Annotated in this window: 11 protein-coding genes; 9 read left to right on the top strand and 2 right to left on the bottom strand. The window is 50.9% G+C overall.

All coding sequences use genetic code 11. The annotated features are described in order from the left end of the window. The first annotated feature begins 120 nt into the window (after window positions 1-120). The 3 genes from E0E47_RS15570 to E0E47_RS15560 all read left to right on the top strand — a co-directional run bounded on the left by E0E47_RS15570 (window position 121) and on the right by E0E47_RS15560 (window position 5,546). Entirely contained in the window at window positions 121-1,032 is a 912-nt protein-coding gene (locus E0E47_RS15570; RefSeq protein ID WP_008624251.1) for a nucleotidyltransferase family protein, read from the top strand. Window positions 1,033-1,077: 45 nt separating this feature from the next. Then, window positions 1,078-2,298 (top strand): tyrosine-type recombinase/integrase, encoded by a 1,221-nt coding sequence (locus E0E47_RS15565; protein ID WP_130894104.1) that lies wholly within the window; start codon window positions 1,078-1,080, stop codon window positions 2,296-2,298. Between the two features lie 206 nt (window positions 2,299-2,504). Next, complete coding sequence (locus E0E47_RS15560) at window positions 2,505-5,546, top strand: hypothetical protein (RefSeq protein ID WP_130894103.1); 3,042 nt, start codon at window positions 2,505-2,507, stop codon at window positions 5,544-5,546. Window positions 5,547-5,664: 118 nt separating this feature from the next. On the opposite strand, the gene E0E47_RS15555 is transcribed toward E0E47_RS15560, so the two are convergent. Continuing rightward, window positions 5,665-6,399 carry a class I SAM-dependent methyltransferase gene (locus E0E47_RS15555; protein ID WP_130894102.1) on the bottom strand — a complete coding sequence of 245 codons (735 nt, stop codon included), beginning with the start codon at window positions 6,397-6,399 and terminating at the stop codon, window positions 5,665-5,667. A gap of 88 nt (window positions 6,400-6,487) precedes the next feature. Between E0E47_RS15555 and E0E47_RS15550 the strand changes: the two genes are divergently transcribed. The 6 genes from E0E47_RS15550 (at window position 6,488) to E0E47_RS15515 (ending at window position 14,709) form a co-directional block, all read left to right on the top strand. Continuing rightward, window positions 6,488-8,950, top strand: coding sequence for a heavy metal translocating P-type ATPase (locus E0E47_RS15550; RefSeq protein WP_130894101.1), 2,463 nt, complete (start codon window positions 6,488-6,490; stop codon window positions 8,948-8,950). Window positions 8,951-8,965: 15 nt separating this feature from the next. Further along, a complete protein-coding gene (locus E0E47_RS15545) occupies window positions 8,966-9,808 on the top strand; it encodes a 4Fe-4S dicluster domain-containing protein (RefSeq protein WP_130894100.1) in 843 nt (280 codons plus the stop codon). Window positions 9,809-10,482: 674 nt separating this feature from the next. Then, window positions 10,483-11,862: a PTS galactitol transporter subunit IIC gene (locus E0E47_RS15530; RefSeq protein WP_008624147.1), complete on the top strand. Its 1,380-nt coding sequence runs from the start codon at window positions 10,483-10,485 to the stop codon at window positions 11,860-11,862. A 59-nt stretch (window positions 11,863-11,921) separates the two neighbouring features. Beyond that, entirely contained in the window at window positions 11,922-12,878 is a 957-nt protein-coding gene (gene kduI / locus E0E47_RS15525) for a 5-dehydro-4-deoxy-D-glucuronate isomerase (protein WP_130894097.1), read from the top strand. Window positions 12,879-13,056: 178 nt separating this feature from the next. Continuing rightward, complete coding sequence (locus tag E0E47_RS15520; RefSeq protein ID WP_172604721.1) at window positions 13,057-13,497, top strand: PepSY-like domain-containing protein; 441 nt, start codon at window positions 13,057-13,059, stop codon at window positions 13,495-13,497. A gap of 204 nt (window positions 13,498-13,701) precedes the next feature. Then, a complete protein-coding gene (locus E0E47_RS15515) occupies window positions 13,702-14,709 on the top strand; it encodes an N-acetylmuramoyl-L-alanine amidase family protein (protein WP_130894095.1) in 1,008 nt (335 codons plus the stop codon). A 105-nt stretch (window positions 14,710-14,814) separates the two neighbouring features. On the opposite strand, the gene E0E47_RS15510 is transcribed toward E0E47_RS15515, so the two are convergent. After that, window positions 14,815-16,521 (bottom strand): hypothetical protein, encoded by a 1,707-nt coding sequence (locus E0E47_RS15510; protein ID WP_232038472.1) that lies wholly within the window; start codon window positions 16,519-16,521, stop codon window positions 14,815-14,817. Between the last annotated feature and the right edge of the window lie 86 nt (window positions 16,522-16,607).

The raw sequence follows: 16,607 nt of genomic DNA, 5'->3' as shown, positions 1-16,607 counted from the left end.
ACGTTTGCCTGCACACTCATATACCGCATAAAAAAAGGAAGAAGAAAGGACGGTTGTCTCAAATAAAAAAGCTACTTTTGCAATACAAAACGCAAATATTTAACTTTTAAACGAACGAATATGAAACCTACACTTTTCTTGTTGGCTGCCGGAATGGGCAGCCGTTATGGCGGTTTGAAACAATTGGACGGACTGGGTCCGAATGGCGAAACCATCATGGACTATTCTATCTATGATGCCATCCGTGCCGGTTTCGGCAAAATCGTCTTTGTCATCCGCAAAGACTTTGAAGAACAATTCCGCACACAAATCCTTTCAAAATACGAAGGAAAGATTCCGGCTGAGTTGGTATTCCAAAGTCTGGACGCACTGCCCGAAGGCTTTACATGCCCGGAAGGCCGTGTAAAGCCATGGGGTACGAACCATGCCGTATTGATGGGTAAAGATGTCATCAAAGAACCGTTCTGTGTCATCAACTGTGATGACTTCTACGGCCGCGACGCATTCGCCACCATCGGAAAGTTCCTGAGCGAATTGCCGGAAGGCAGCCAAAACACATACGCCATGGTGGGCTTCCGTTGCTGCAATACGCTCAGCGAAAACGGCTCCGTAGCACGTGGTGTCTGCATGTATGACGACCATCATCACTTGAAAGATGTGGTGGAACGTACGGAAATCATGCGTGTGGACGGTCCTATCTGCTACAAAGACGAAGAAGGCAAATGGATTCCGTTGGAAGAGAACGTACCGGTCAGCATGAACATGTGGGGCTTCACTCCCGACTACTTCCAGCATAGCGAAGAATATTTCAAAGAGTTCCTGAGTAATCCGAAGAACATGGAAAACCCGAAAGCCGAGTTCTTCATCCCGCTGATGGTGAATAAGCTCATCAACGAAGGTACCGCTACGGTAGAAGTGCTCGACACTACCAGCAAATGGTTCGGTGTAACATACGCAGCCGACCGTGAAGCCACAGTAGAAAAGATTGCCTCCTTAGTAGCAGCAGGAGAATACCCGGAAAAGCTGTTCTAAACAAGGCTCTTTTATTTCTTTACCTAAAAAAAGAATCCTTCTTGCATGGAGTTCATCCGGCAAGAAGGATTCTTTTTTCATATTGCCCGCCCTCCATCTGACTGTCACCTAAAGTCAGTCTGTTTTTTTCTGCAAGATAAAGTAAAAAACACAGTATTGTCTTACACAAAAAATCGTAAAATGAAGAAATCAACAATCTGTAAAAGCAAGAAAGCCGACTTCTTGTCTTTCATGCAAAATCAAATCCAAGAAAAAAAGATGCGCAACAAAATCAAAACATCTGCGAACTACCAATCATCCCTGCGTTCCTTTACACATTTCCTCCAAAACAAAGGCTACTGTCGCCCTATAAGCTTCGAATCTATCACCGAAGAATTAATCGCATCTTACGAGACCTACCTACAACACGAACGCGGTATCACCAAAAACAGCAGTTCCTTTTATATCCGCACATTGCATGCGGCCTATAAAAAAGGAATTGCCATGCTCAATCTGAAACTTCGAGACCCCTTCGGCAACGTCTATACGGGAGTAGACAAAACCCGAAAACGGGCTGTAAACATCGATGTCATCATCAAACTCATGCAATATAAGAAGCTCAATAAAAGTATGGAATTCAGTCGCGATACATTTGTATTTTGCTTTTTCGCACAAGGTATGCCTTTCATAGACTTCGCCAAACTAAAAAAGGAAAATCTGCAAAACGGACGCCTCTCCTATTATCGGAGTAAAACCGGACGCCTGCTCTCTGTCAAGGTAGACAGAATCATGAGAACCATCATCAATAAATACGCCTCTCCCCAATCGGACTTTCTTTTCCCTGTGATGAAAACCACAGAATTCCGACAGTCCGTTTACGACTCAGCCTTACGGACATACAATCTCAATTTAAAAAAGCTATCCGAATTGTTAGGAGAGAAAGCCACGCTCACCTCTTACGTCCCGAGGCATTCATGGGCCTCGGAAGCCTTAAAGCTTCATATCCCGATGCACGTCATCAGCGAATCTATGGGGCATTCCAATGAAAAGACCACTTCCATCTATCTCACTTCGCTGGACCACCGCAACATTGATGCTGCAACAAGAAAAATATTTGAAATGGCAAATAGAAGAAGTAAAATAAAGAAACGAATCAGGCAGCCTTCAACAAAAACTTCAACGCTCTCCTATTCAGCAATATATCCTCAATATTATTATTCCATCTCTATGCAAGAGGTGGATAAATCCGATGCAAATGTAGATAAAATACTTAAACCCACAAAATAATCGGTCTTTTTTTCACCGAAAAACAAACGATTTACTAAAAAAACACGAAAGAACAGATTTGGAAGATGGTTCTAAAGCACTATGACTCACATATAATAGACAGGCCTACATTCCCTTTTTCCACCTCTTGCATAGAGAGAGAAATGAATATGCTTCTAAAAACAGGAAAGTAGAGAACATATATTTTTTAATTAATTTGTTTTATTATGAAGAAGAAGTTTATTAGTGTTGCGATGTTTTGCGCATTGATTGCCAGTACCCCGGTTTGGGTCGGCTGCTCAGATTACGATGACGACATTGCCAATCTACAATCGCAAGTAGACGCATTGAAACAAACGGTAGATGTTTCAACCGCAGAAGCCCTGAAAGCCTTGCAAGAAGCTCAAGCCGCCCTGCAGGAGGACATCAACGCACTGACAGCGGGCAAAGCCGACGCACAGGCCGTGAAGGACTTACAGGAAACCGTGGCTGCACTCCAAACAGCCATCACAGAGAACGACATCACCAAAATCGGTGAATTGAGTTCCCAGGTCAGCGAACTGGTCGCACAGGTAAATGGAATAGAAGGCGACTTGGATAAGACCCAAAGCGACCTTGAGAAACAAAAGACTGAGTTGGAAAGCAAAGTCAACAGCCTGCGTACCGATTTGGAGAAAGCCATTGCCGACAAAGCCGACCAAGCTACCGTGGACAGCATCAAGTCTGAATTGGATACGGCTGTAACGAACCTTACAGACGTAGAAAACCGTTTGGTGGAAGTAGAGAAATGGATTAAGAACAACGGACAGGAATTGGCTAAACTGACTGCAAACGTAAGCCAGATCAACAACCTGATAGCTAAAATCAGCGAAGAAGCGGCTACGACTATTTCCGACCCGGCCATCTTGGCAGCCATCAAGGCATTGCCCACCACGGTAAGTTCGCTTACCACCCTGCAACAACAAATCGGCAAGGAAACGGAAGCCGGAAGCATCCTCTACCGTCTGGCCGCCCTTGAAGAATGGAAGAACACTATCGTGACCGAATTACTGACCGGCACGGGATACAGCAGCTTTGCCGACATTTGCCAAGACATCAAAGAGCTGCAAGAAGCATTGACGGGCAGCGGCAGCGAAACTCCGGGCGTAGAACCGAGCGACCCGGGCTTGGTTGAACAATTCAACGCACTGAAAGCCGAAATGGCCAAGTTCGACATGATTCAAAGCGTGGTGTACATCCCGAACCTTACTTCTACCGAAGAAGGAGGCTATTTGTTGAAGTCTTCCGTGCTGAAAGTGTACAACGAAAAGCTCACGACAGCGGACAAATACGAGACGGTGGCACAAGGCATAGCATCCAACAAAATCCAATTCCGCGTGTCTCCGGCCTCTAAAGCCAACGACTTCATAGGAGAAAACGCCAAATATACCTTGACTTTCGACGGCTCGCTAATCAGCAAGAAAAGCTTCTCTAAAGTGAAGACGGCAGGAGCCCCCGTTTTAGTCGACGCAGAATCCGGCATCATCGAATACTCCGTAGAGACAGAAATTGGCGAGAATGAGATTTGGGCCGTTTGCGCCGTCATTAAGGCCGTAGACCCACAACCTGCCGAAGGAGAAGAAAGCACGGGAAGCGCAAAGGACAACACGGACCTGACCACGACCTATTTCAAGGCAACGAGAGTGACGGACAAGGTGAAAACCATTGAAATCACGAACGACAACAGTTCCGCAACGAGCTTGCCTTACATGAATCCGGATGGCAGCAACAGCATGTTGGACTACAGCAAGAACCGCAAAGTCGTAGGTAAGGCTGAAGATGGTTCCGTAATCGTGGAAGACATGGTAGGAGAATACGGCGTTCCGACTACGATTTCCTACGAACTGTCCACGTTGACGAACGACGACAAGAGCGACGACAACTGGTTCAAGATTGATAACGGCCAACTTACATTGCCGAATGCATCGAATGCCATGATCGGACGTAAAGTCACAGTCACTCCCGTGGCCGACTTCGGTTCGTTCCAACTCAAGGCACCGGCATACAAAGAAGTAACCGTCGCACGCCGCGTTGTAGAACATAGCGTAAAAGAGACCAAGGAACTGACATGGAACAAGGACATCCAGTTCATTGCCCTGAGCAGCGACGAAATGGACGAAATCATCAAAGCGACCGAACTGTCACGCGGTGACTTCATGGAGCTTATCGATGAAAACGAACCGGCAGACTTGGCCAAGTTGTGCCTGATGACCGGTAAAGACATCTTGGAAAAAATGCCTGCAGCAACCGACAAGGTAGCAAACGACAACACGCTGTACATCGTCGTTCCTGCCCGAATGAATACCGGTGAAGCCAAGAAACTCGATATCACATTGAAGGAACAAAACAGCAGTACCACGCAGACCGACTCTTACATCATCCATGTAAACGTCAGCAAGATGCAGTATCCTGTCACTGTAATCGAGAAGAACCCGACCCGCTGGACAGAAGACGGTCAGACCATCGAATACAGACCGCAGATTGAATGGGCTGACGGCTCAACCGACAAGGTGGAAAGCGTGGGCAACACGTTCAATGCCGAAGACTTGTTCGCCGACTATGCCGCATTGAGCCAACAGGCCGCCGACCTCGGCTTCACCCTCGTCATCAAAGCCAAGGGACTCACAAATACTGACGGTGTCAGCTACAACTCTGCCACCAGGGCACTTACTTACGACAAGACCCAATATAACGGCAAAGTCGTTGAATTTGAAATCTATTTGGACTACAACGGTACAAAGATTGGCGCAACCAACTGTAAGATCAGCGTACAGGCATTGAGCGGAACATGGACGAACCCGACTCAGATGGCCATGAGCGTCACCGACTTGTCTAAGACTTATGACGTGGCCGAAGGCGCCAAATGGGTTGATGTCGCCGGACGCACTATATGGGAAAACGGTGCCAAGGTGAAGACCGGCCAAGACGATAAAGGCAACTGGTTGTCCGACTTCAGCAAGGATCCGTTCTCGACAGCTGTATATGGCATGACTGCCCCGTCATTCCATGTCATCGACCCGAAGACCGGAGCGGCCATTGCCGACCAATATGTCAACGTAGACAGCTCTACCGGTGAAGTTTCGTTCACGGACGATGCCAAACAAGCGTCTTTCGCCACGGCTTATACGGTAACCATCCGTATCAGTGCCGATTCTCCGTGGGGCGCAATCACGAACATGCCGGACGACCATGTAGACATGACGTTCACCATTGCACAAGGTGCAAAATAATGACAAAAAGAGAAAGTAATCTCATAAAAAGCCTTGCCCGTCCGTTTTCTCTCCATCTACGGACGAAGTAAGGAAGGTTGGTCAGAGACGGTCTCCGCGAGGAGGCCGTCTCTTGTATTTATAACACTACGGACAACCGCGCCAGATAATCATAATGTTCCCCGTCCTGCAACCGTTCCGCACGGAAACCGTTTTCCTGTGCATAGTAGGCCAAAGTGTCGAAGTCCACATAGAGCCACGGGAAAGGTGCGCCTTTCACTCGCTTGTACTGCATCCGGAAATCCAACTCACCGTAGTAACCGGCATTCAGGTCGATGTCCAACGCGCCGTCTTCGTCTTCATAAATATAGCGCAAGTCACTGGAATCCACCAACACGCAACCGCCGGGTGCCAACAGTTGCTTCATGCGACGGAAAAACAAGGGCATGCGTTCCAGCCGCCCGATGATGCCGGAACCGTTCATCAGCATCAGCACCGTATCGTAACATCCGGTGAAAGCCTCGTCAAAGACATCCGCCTCCCAAGCCTGCCTCACCCCACGCCGACGCATCACGTCCACCGACAACGGCGAGATATCCACCGCCGTCACGTCCAACCCGCGCCTTTGCAAGGCCAGGCTGTGGCAGCCCGCCCCGGCACCGACATCCAACACCCGCCCGCGACACAAGTCCAAAGCTTTCCGTTCCAATGGCGGCATATCCTCCTCTTCACGGAACAACGTGCCGACCGGCATCTCGTCTTCGTCGAACTGCGGGGAGAACACCCGCAGGCGACCGGCCCTGCCTGTCTCATAATAGTCACGGATGGCCTGCCCCATCGGGTCACATCCGGCTTCCAACAATCCGTTCTTCATATTTTTATGTCTTAGAAGCGCAAAGATACGACAAATATCCTCGCCCCTATGCTTATTTGCATTATCTTTGCGGAAAAAGACAAGCAAGATGAACCAAGGACACATAGAAAAAAGGACGTTCCCCGTATTGGGGATGAGTTGCGCCGCCTGCGCCGCACGGGTGGACAAGACCCTCAACGGACAACCGGGGGTGCGCACGGCCTCCGTCAACTACGCGGCGTCCACGGCTACCGTGGAATACGACACGGCACAATGCAGCCCCGAACAACTGAAAGCGGCTTTGCAGGCTGCGGGTTACGACCTGTTGGTGGGCGATGACCGCAAACTGTTGGAAGACCGGGCGGAACAGGCGCACGACGAGAAGTACCGACGCTTGCGGCAACGCACCGTCTGGGCCATCATCCTCGCCCTGCCCGTGGCCGTCATCGGCATGTTTTTCATGCATACGCCATACGCCGACCTCATCTCATGGGCATTATCCACCCCCGTCGTCCTCTGGTTGGGACGGGATTTCCACCGCAACGCCTGGCGGCAACTGCGGCACGGCACGGCCAATATGGACACCTTGGTGTCGAACAGCACGCTCATTGCCTACGTCTTCAGCCTATTCAACATGCTCTTCCCGGAATTCTGGACGGCACGGGGCGTAGAACCACACGTCTATTTCGAAGCGGCGAGCGTCATCATCGCCTTTATCCTGTTGGGACGACTCTTGGAAGAAAGGGCCAAGGGCAACACATCGACGGCCATCCGCAAGCTCATGGGGCTGCAACCCCGTACGGTCACCATCGTGGACGACCGTGGAGAAACACATGAAATCAGCATCGACGACCTGCAACGGGGGCAAACCGTCTCCGTCCGTCCCGGCGAACGGATTGCCGTGGACGGCTCCATCGTCTCGGGCAGTTCGTACGTCGACGAAAGCATGCTGAGCGGCGAGCCTGCGCCCGTAGCCAAACGCGAAGGGGCACACGTTTTCGCAGGCACCATCAACCAAAGGGGGGCGTTCCGTTTCCGTGCCGAAAAAGTAGGAGCCGACACCGTACTGGCCCACATCATCCGCATGGTACAGGACGCGCAAGGCAGCAAAGCCCCCGTGCAACGGTTAGTAGACCGCATCGCGGCCATATTCGTACCGGCCATCATCGGCATCGCCCTCCTTTCATTCGCCTTGTGGTGGGTACTCGCCCCGTCGGACGGTTTCACGCACGGCCTGCTGGCTTTGGTCACCGTGCTCATCATCGCCTGTCCCTGTGCGCTTGGACTGGCCACGCCGACAGCCATCATGGTGGGCATCGGCAAGGCAGCCGAACACGGCATCCTCATCAAAGACGCTGAAAGCTTGGAAACCGCGCGGAAAATAGACACCGTCGTATTGGACAAGACGGGCACGCTCACCGAAGGGCACCCTATCGTCTCGGGTATCTTCTGGGAAGAAGACGGTGCGGCAAATTTGTCCGATATCCTTTACAGCATCGAAAAACGTTCGGAACATCCTTTGGCAGAAGCCATCGTGAAGCACATCCAGGGACGGGAAGTCCCCATCACCGGTTTCAAGAGCATCACGGGTTGGGGCGTGAAAGGATGCCATGGCGGCAAGACGTACTTCGTAGGCAACCGCCGCCTGATTGACGAACACCACATCAGCGTCAGCCAAAGACTGAACGAGATGGCCGATTGGATGAACAAAACGGGAGCCACCATCGTCTATTTTGCCAATGAAAAGGAGGTGCTTGCCGTCATGCCCATAGGCGACCGTATCAAAGAAACGGCAATCGGCATCGTGGCGGAACTGGACGAAATGGGCATAAAAGCATGTATATTGTCGGGCGACAGTTCCTACGCGGTAGGCAACGTGGCCACCGCTATCGGCACCTTCTATTACCAGGCAGAAGCAACCCCGAAAGACAAGGTAGCCTTCATCGAAAAGCTACAGCGTGCCGGACGGAAGGTGGCCATGGTGGGCGACGGCATCAACGACAGTGCCGCCTTGGCCCAAGCCGACCTGAGCATCGCCATGGGACGGGGCAGCGACATCGCCATGGACGTGGCGCAAATGACGATTATCTCGTCCGACCCGTCCAAGATTCCGGATGCCATACGGCTGTCCGCACGCACCGTGCGCACCATCCGGCAGAACCTGTTCTGGGCTTTCATCTATAATATAATAGGAATACCCATAGCCGCCGGGGTTCTCTACCCCCTTTGCGGCTTCCTGCTCAACCCGATGATAGCCGGGGCGGCCATGGCCATGAGCAGCGTATGCGTCGTGACGAACAGCCTGCGGCTGAAACGGGTCAGGCTGCAACATGAAGAAACCGAAATTTCAAAATTCTATGCAAAAATGAAGAAAGAATATAAAGTGGAAGGCATGATGTGCGACCATTGCCGCGCACATGTGGAAAAGGCATTGAACAACATCAAGGGCGTGAACGCCATTGTCACCTTAGACCCTCCCGTGGCCGTCATCGAATACTCAGGAGACGTGATTCCCTTGGAAGAATTACAGGCCGCGTTGGCCGAAGAGGGTTACAAAATCTCGGAAATGTAAAGGAAGGAGGAAACCATGCAGTTAGACAAGCTTTGCGTGGCCTGTTTCTCGCCCACGCACACTTCGATGAAAATCGCACGCGCCATCGCCGACGGCACGCGCATCGCACGCCGTGAGGAAATCGACCTGACCACCGACCCTGACGACACACCCGTTGCGGTACGCAATGCCATCTGCATCGTGGCCGCCCCCGTCTACGGGGGACTTGTGGCCCCGGTAGCCGTCCGGCGCATCGCCCGCCTGCGGGCGGAAAACAGCATCGCCATCCCGGTGGTGGTCTATGGCAACCGCGACTACGAGGATGCCTTGGTACAGCTCCGCGACCTCCTGCACGCCCAAGGGTTCACGCCCCTCTGCGGCGCGGCATTCGTGGGCGAACACTCCTACAGCCGCCCAGGCATGCCCATTGCCGAAGGCCGCCCTGATGCCGCCGACTTGCAGAAGGCCGCCGCTTTCGGGGCGCAGGCATACGGCAGCCTGTTGCGCCAACTGGACTTGCAAAACCCTCCGGCCACGGATGCACGCGACTTCGCCCTGACCTACGACAGCCCGTTGGAAAACCTTGTGACCGCGCCCGCGATGAAGGGCAACGTACCCTACAAGACCCTTGGCCCCTCCACACCGCAGGCCCCGGTAGTGAATGACAACTGCTACGGTTGCGGAGAATGCGTGGACTGGTGCCCCACCGGTGCCATCACCATAGCCGACGGACGCTCTGCCACCCGTGCGGACTTGTGCACCAAATGCTGTGCTTGCGTCAAGTTCTGCCCCGTAGGCGGACGCACTTTCGACACCCCTTATACTGCCATGTTGCACCAGAACTTCAGTGCACGCCGCGAACCGGAATGTTTCGTCTGACAAAATGTCAGTCTTGATGGCATAAGAATCGCTTATACGCCTCCGTATTCGGGCGAGGTGACAAAAAACGTCGGCATTTCAAGCCGACGTTTTTACTTTCCGCAACCGGAAGCAAGGTTTTCGCTTACAAAAAGACACCCTCTCCACACCGCCATGCGGCATGCCCCGCATACCAATGACATCCGCCAGCCTTTTCCCGTGACAAAAAGCATGAGGATTTGGCGCACGGAAATCCGTCAGATAAATCAAGAAAGGCTCTTCTGCCCTCCCTTTTACACCGTTTACCGCCCCCTTTTCCGCCGCACGGAAGACCGTTTCCGGCCGCCAAGCGGACAACTCCATTTTTTTCTACGCCAAAACTTTTTCCGCTTTCAGCCAAACGAAATTCCAATCTCAGGAGATTGAAACCCCGAATTCAAAAGAAATGCGTCATAAATACATAAAACGGGACTTATCCCGATTTGAATTTAACATTTCCTCTCTATTTGAGCCTTTTACGACCCGTCGATTATGCGTAAAAGGCTGACATATTGTCAGCACTTCACGTCCTGCCTCGTCCGCCTTATTTTCCCTTTCCCATCTTTTTTTTCTCAATTCTGTTTGCGTTACCAATAGTTTTATTTAATTTTGCCGCACCTAATCATTTACGAATTAATACCAAGAAAATTAGGAATATGGAAGCTGTATTCGGTTACATCATCGGCCTCGGGGCCGCAGTCATGATGCCCATTATCTTTACCATACTGGGCGTCTGTATCAAAATCAAGTTCGGAAAAGCCTTACAAAGCGGCCTTTACGTGGGTGTCGGCTTCGTGGGATTGTCGGTCATTACGGCGTTGCTCACCAGCAGCCTCAGTCCTTCGCTCTCGAAAGTGGTGGAGATTTACGACCTCAACCTCGAAGTGTTCGACATGGGATGGCCTGCTGCAGCCGCCGTGGCTTATAACACGTCGGTAGGCGCATTCATCATTCCCGTATGCCTCGGAGTGAACATCCTGATGCTCCTCACCAAAACGACAAAGACCGTCAACATCGACCTGTGGAACTATTGGCATTTCGCCTTCATCGGCGCGATGGTCTACTACACGATGGACAATATCGCATGGGGTTTCTTCGCCGCCGTCATCTGTTATATCCTGACGCTGATAGCCGCCGACTATACGGCTCCGAAATTCCAGAAATTCTACGATAAGATGGATGGCATCTCCATCCCGCAGCCTTTCTGCCAAGGATTCATGCCTTTCGCCATCCTCATCAACAAGGCGCTCGACCTGATTCCGGGGTTCAACAAACTGTATATCGACGCGGAGGGCATGAAGAAGAAATTCGGCATCCTGGGCGAACCGCTCTTCCTCGGCGTATTGGTGGGATGCGGCATCGGCGCACTGGCCTGCAAGAACGGGCAGGAACTGGTGGACGGCATTCCGGGTATCCTCGGACTGGGTATCAAGATGGGAGCCGTCATGGAGCTGATTCCCCGCATCACGGGACTGTTCATCGAAGGCCTGCGCCCCATCTCCGATGCCACGCGCCAGATGATTGCCCGCAAATTCGGTGAGAATGCCGGTCTGCACATCGGTATGAGCCCGGCCTTGGTCATCGGCCACCCGACTACGCTCGTCGTATCGTTGCTGCTCATCCCTGTCACGCTGTTCCTCGCCGTCGTCCTGCCGGGCAACCAGTTCCTTCCTTTAGCTTCGTTGGCCGGCATGTTCTACGTGTTCCCCATCATCCTGCCCATCACGAACGGCAATGTGGTGAAGACGTTCATCATCGGCCTTATCCTGATGGTCATCGGGTTGTATTTCGTGACGAACCTCGCGCCCTACTTCACCAGTGCGGCACACGATGTGTTCAACATCACGAAGGACACGGCCGTAGCCATTCCCGAAGGTTTCGAGGGCGGCGCACTCGACTTTGCCTCCAGTCCGTTGGCATGGGTCATCTTCCACCTGACACACACGGTGAAATATGTGGGTCCGGCCGTCCTCGTGGCCTGCACGCTCGGGTTGGCTGCCCTCAACCGCCGCGCCATCGTCCGCAAGAAGTACTAAGACGCGGGCGCATACCACGCATTTGAATCTAACATCACATAATCAAAAACAGAAAGAAAATGAAAAGATTTGCATTGGCTCTTTGCCTCGGCCTCGGCGCACTTTCGGCAAATGCCCAAATGAACTACAAAGTACAGACCGCCTGCCATCCGCAGGATGTCAAGCACTACGACACCGAACGCCTGCGCAGTGCCTTCATGATGGACAAAGTCATGGCTCCGGATGAAATCAACCTCACGTACACCCTCTACGACCGTCTGATTTACGGTGGAGTGATGCCGGTAAACAAGGTTCTGAAACTGGAGAAGTTCCATGAACTCGGACCGGAAATCACCTACTTTTTGGAACGCCGGGAATTGGGCGTAATCAATGTCGGTGGAGACGGTGTGGTAACTGTAGACGGCAAAGCATACGAAATGAAATACAAAGAGGCTCTCTACGTAGGCTGCGGCAACAAAGAAGTTACCTTCAAGAGCAACGACCCGGCCAAACCGGCCAAATTCTACATCAACTCGGCTCCCGCATACAAGCAGTTCATCACCCAGTTGATCACGACAGATGCAAAGTTACAGAAAGCCAACCCCAAGAAATATGTATTGGGCATCTCCGACCATTACGGCAAGATGGAAGAAAGCAACGACCGTGTGGTCAACCAGTTAATCGTAAAAGACGTTTTGGAGAAAGTGAAAGGCGGCGGCACGAACCAACTGCAAATGGGACTCACGGAACTGGCTCCGGGTTCCGTGTGGAACACGATGCCCGCACACACGCACACACGCCGGATGGAAGCTTACTTCTATTTCAACGTAACCGACGGCAACGCCATCTGCCATTTGATGGGCGAGCCGAAAGAGGAACGCCTCGTATGGTTACACAATGAGCAAGCCATCACTTCGCCAGAATGGAGCATCCACGCTGCTGCCGGAACCAGCAACTATAGCTTTATTTGGGGAATGGCCGGCGAGAACTTGAAATACAGCGACAAAGACGAAATCAAATATCAAGATATGCGCTAAGCGTTTGGTTACTACCGCATATACCCATATCCCCGCCCTCTACTCCAAAGGACGGGGATATTTTATTTTACACAGTTTAACACTCCTGCCGTTTGTTTTCCCATTTCTTTCCAGAATCAATCCTTTACTTTGTATCATCAAAAAGAAACAAATGTCTAACTTTCAAAAAATGAACATTATGAAAAAGTTATTATTCTTACTGCTGAGTGTATTCACTTTACAAGTCGCTCAGGCCGACAACGACAAACCCATCACATTCGACAAGCTGCCTGCTAAAGCACAGACCTTCATCAAACAGAACTTCCCCACGGAAAAGGTGGCATTCACCAAAATGGAGAAAGGATTCTTGGACACGAGCTACGATGTCGTGTTTGTCAACGGCAACGGGGTTGAGTTCGACAAGAACGGCGAATGGACAGAATTGGATTGCAAACGCAGTAGCGTACCGACGAAAGCCGTTCCCGCCCAAATCACAAAGTTCGTAAAAGAAAGCCATCCCAATGCTGCCATCCTCAAATTGGAGCGCGACCGTTACACCTACGAAGTGAAACTGTCCAACTTCTGGGAAATCAAATTCGACAAGCAATTCAATGTCATTGACATGGATATGGATGACTAAACAGAAAAAACTGCAAATCCGGATCCGGCACATTCCATCCCGAAAAGGGGGGAATGTGCCTTTTTCGTACCCCTCCGGTTACCGGCAGCTTTTTTCAGTACGCATATCCACAAAAACATATCTTTTCATAAAATAGGTTGTATCACGGCAAAATATTCAAGCAAGCTTAAGATTTTGCATTCGATTTGCATTATCTTTGTGAACATGAACATCCGTAAACTTTTCCTCTTTGCATTTTGGACGAGTTGCTGCCTGACATCGACTTTATACGCCCAAGAACGCGCCAAACCTAAAAACGGAGAAGGCGTATCGACATTTCTTCAACGTTTTGGCTACACTTCCCGTGCAGCCCAAAAGGAGTTTCTGGAAATCAACAAAGGGAAACTGACCCGTGACGGAGGCTTGATACTGGGACGTAGTTATCGGCTTCCCACCGGTAAGAAGTCCGGGAAAAAAGCGCGGGCAGGCAGCCGTAAGACTAGCGTCGTAGAACCGCTTTTCGGCCCGTCATACCAAAACGTATCCGTCCGTTCCCATGAGTTAGACGGTGCTTGCTTATATCTGGTCAGCGGGCACGGAGGTCCCGATCCCGGAGCCATCGGGAAAGCAGGTAACCGGGAATTGCACGAAGACGAGTATGCCTACGACATCATCCTGCGGTTGGGACGTGCATTGATGGAAAAAGGCGCCAAGGTACATATCATCATCCAGGATGAGAAAGACGGCATCCGCGATGACCGATATTTGTCCAACAGCGACCGTGAGACCTGCCTCGGGCAAACGATTCCGCTCGACCAGATAGCCCGACTACAGCAGCGGTGCGATGCCATCAACCGACTGACGTATAAGGACAAAGAGAAATACAAACGTGCCATCTTCATCCACGTGGACAGCCGTGGGCGGAAAGACCAGGTGGATGTATTCTTCTACCACTCTCCCGGCAGCAAGTTAGGAAAACGTCTGGCGGAAAACATTCACAAAACCTTTGAACGGAAATACGACAAACACCAACCGAACCGGGGATTCCGGGGTACGGTAAGCGAACGTTCGCTCTACGTATTAAAAAAATCCAATCCGGCGGCAGCTTTCCTGGAACTGGGCAACCTGCAAAACGAACGCGACCGGAAACGCCTCGTCATCCCGTCCAACCGCCAAGCCTTAGCCGACTGGATTTGCCAAGGTATCATAAAAGATTTCAAAGGGAAACAGTAAAACCGCAGCCCCTATAAGGCAAAAAGAACGCATAGAGGAAATCATCCCCTATGCGTTCTCTTTTTTTAGTGCACGCGCTTCACAGCGCACGCAACTACCAACCTATTATTTCATATAAAACTTCTTCACTGTTCCGTCAGAGTACTTGAAGATGTTGACCTGCCCTTTGACAGGTTCTGCCGCACGACGACCATCTACCGTATAGATGCCGGTAAGTTCTGCGCCATTGGCATTCTTCACGCCATAAATGCTGCTGCCTTTATGGGCTTCTTCAGCATCAGCCAAAACCTTCTCGATTCCGGCTTCGATGGCCGTTGCATCGATCTGGCTTTCGGCCGTCAGCTTCACTTCCTCGTACAAGCCCTTCACTTCGTTGCTGATGGAATCAATGTCCTCCTGCAAAGCAGCAATGTCGGCAGTGAACTGCCCTGCCACCTCTGCATAATCCGTTTCTATCGTTGTCTTAGCGGCGTCTAATTTAGCCTGCAAAGCCCCGATTTCTTCTGTCAGACGGACAAAAGCCTCGTCATTGGCAACCTTGGCTGCCTGTAAAGCCAAAGCGTCGTCCACCATCTTCACGATAGCCGTATCAATGCTAACCACAGGAGCCAACACCTCGTCATAAATAACCGGGAGCGTTTCATTGGCGTAAGCCTCGTCCACAGACTTCCGCAAATCCTCAATACGGGTAGCCACTTCCTGGACGGCATTCACGACGACCGCACTGTCTTTCACGTCAGCAGCCTCCGTATTGATTTTCTCCACGGCAGCCTCATAACGCGTACGCAGCCCCTGTATGGAGTCATTGGCAGGAGTATAGTAGGCGATGAAAGAATTAATCACCTCCATGACTAACTTACCCTCCATATTAATGCCATGCCCTGCATTATCCGACAAAATAATTTCATCCAACGAAAGTTCTGCAACCTCTTGGAAAGTCTCGGAAGCTTTCACAAAGAAAGAAAACACCACACCCGTATCTCCTTTGAGGGTATCACTCGTCAGACCACTCAGCACCAATTTGGTACGACCGTCTTCCAAAATACTGGAAGAGATAGACAAATTCTGTGGTAAACGTTCACCATATTCAAACTTAGGTGCACCGTTGGCCTCCGTATCCAATGACAGTCCTTCGGGCAACGACAACACTGCCTCCATACCACGGACACTCGTATAGTTACGCAAGCCCAAGCTTACTTTTTTAACACTACCGTCGTTCTTCATGCAAATAGAGTCTTCGGTAAGATAGAAAAAGCCCACGTTCGGACTCACATGTGCGGTATAGGACTCAAGGTGGTACCCCTTGATGTTACCGGTCTCTTCGTCAAACTCCGAACTGCTGCCTACAATGTTATCCAACACGATTTCACTGGTTTCCACCATATTCTCATTTGCCTTTACTTTGAAATAAGCCACGGCACCGCGGTCGCCTGCAATATTATAAATCCCATTGGGCTGAATGAGAAGGCGCACCGTCTTGATACCTTTGGCCATATCGTCCATGGAACTTTGCACCTCATTCATATAAATGCTGTGAGAAGAACGGCTCAAACGCACCTCATCGCGTTGTACGCTATTCGTAACGAAATCCAAGCCTTTGGGAAGCTTGAAGTCCATCTGCAAACCCACCATAGGATCGCTATTCTCCAAATAGACAGAAATCGTCTTCTCTTCTTCCACCTTGATATTGAAATTATCAATGGTGACCTTGTTCTCAGCTTCAGCACTTGCCACAAAAGCCATCACCATGCCCCATATCCATAGGCACTTCGCCGCAAACCGTCGCATCGAAGTATTTGTATTCTTTGTCATACGTTCTGTTTTTATTGTTCTACATTAATCCTTTAGAAGGAAAGCGCGGCCACCTTACGTGGCAGCCACGCTTCCTACACACAGAG

The organism is Paraprevotella xylaniphila YIT 11841 (assembly GCF_900683745.1).
GTDB classification, from domain to species: Bacteria; Bacteroidota; Bacteroidia; order Bacteroidales; family Bacteroidaceae; genus Paraprevotella; species Paraprevotella xylaniphila.
Note: the sequence above shows the minus strand (reverse complement) of the source record. Positions and strands in the feature narration are given on the sequence as shown.

Bases quoted from the DNA above. Each gene is read 5' to 3' on its own strand.
- E0E47_RS15555 (WP_130894102.1), bottom strand. From the start codon at position 6,399: ATGAAGAACGGATTGTTGGAAGCCGGATGTGACCCGATGGGGCAGGCC.
- E0E47_RS15560 (WP_130894103.1), top strand. From the start codon at position 2,505: ATGAAGAAGAAGTTTATTAGTGTTGCGATGTTTTGCGCATTGATTGCC.
- kduI (WP_130894097.1), top strand. From the start codon at position 11,922: ATGAAAAGATTTGCATTGGCTCTTTGCCTCGGCCTCGGCGCACTTTCG.
- E0E47_RS15520 (WP_172604721.1), top strand. From the start codon at position 13,057: ATGAAAAAGTTATTATTCTTACTGCTGAGTGTATTCACTTTACAAGTC.
- E0E47_RS15550 (WP_130894101.1), top strand. From the start codon at position 6,488: ATGAACCAAGGACACATAGAAAAAAGGACGTTCCCCGTATTGGGGATG.
- E0E47_RS15545 (WP_130894100.1), top strand. From the start codon at position 8,966: ATGCAGTTAGACAAGCTTTGCGTGGCCTGTTTCTCGCCCACGCACACT.
- E0E47_RS15510 (WP_232038472.1), bottom strand. From the start codon at position 16,521: ATGACAAAGAATACAAATACTTCGATGCGACGGTTTGCGGCGAAGTGC.
- E0E47_RS15565 (WP_130894104.1), top strand. From the start codon at position 1,078: ATGGAGTTCATCCGGCAAGAAGGATTCTTTTTTCATATTGCCCGCCCT.
- E0E47_RS15530 (WP_008624147.1), top strand. From the start codon at position 10,483: ATGGAAGCTGTATTCGGTTACATCATCGGCCTCGGGGCCGCAGTCATG.
- E0E47_RS15570 (WP_008624251.1), top strand. From the start codon at position 121: ATGAAACCTACACTTTTCTTGTTGGCTGCCGGAATGGGCAGCCGTTAT.
- E0E47_RS15515 (WP_130894095.1), top strand. From the start codon at position 13,702: ATGAACATCCGTAAACTTTTCCTCTTTGCATTTTGGACGAGTTGCTGC.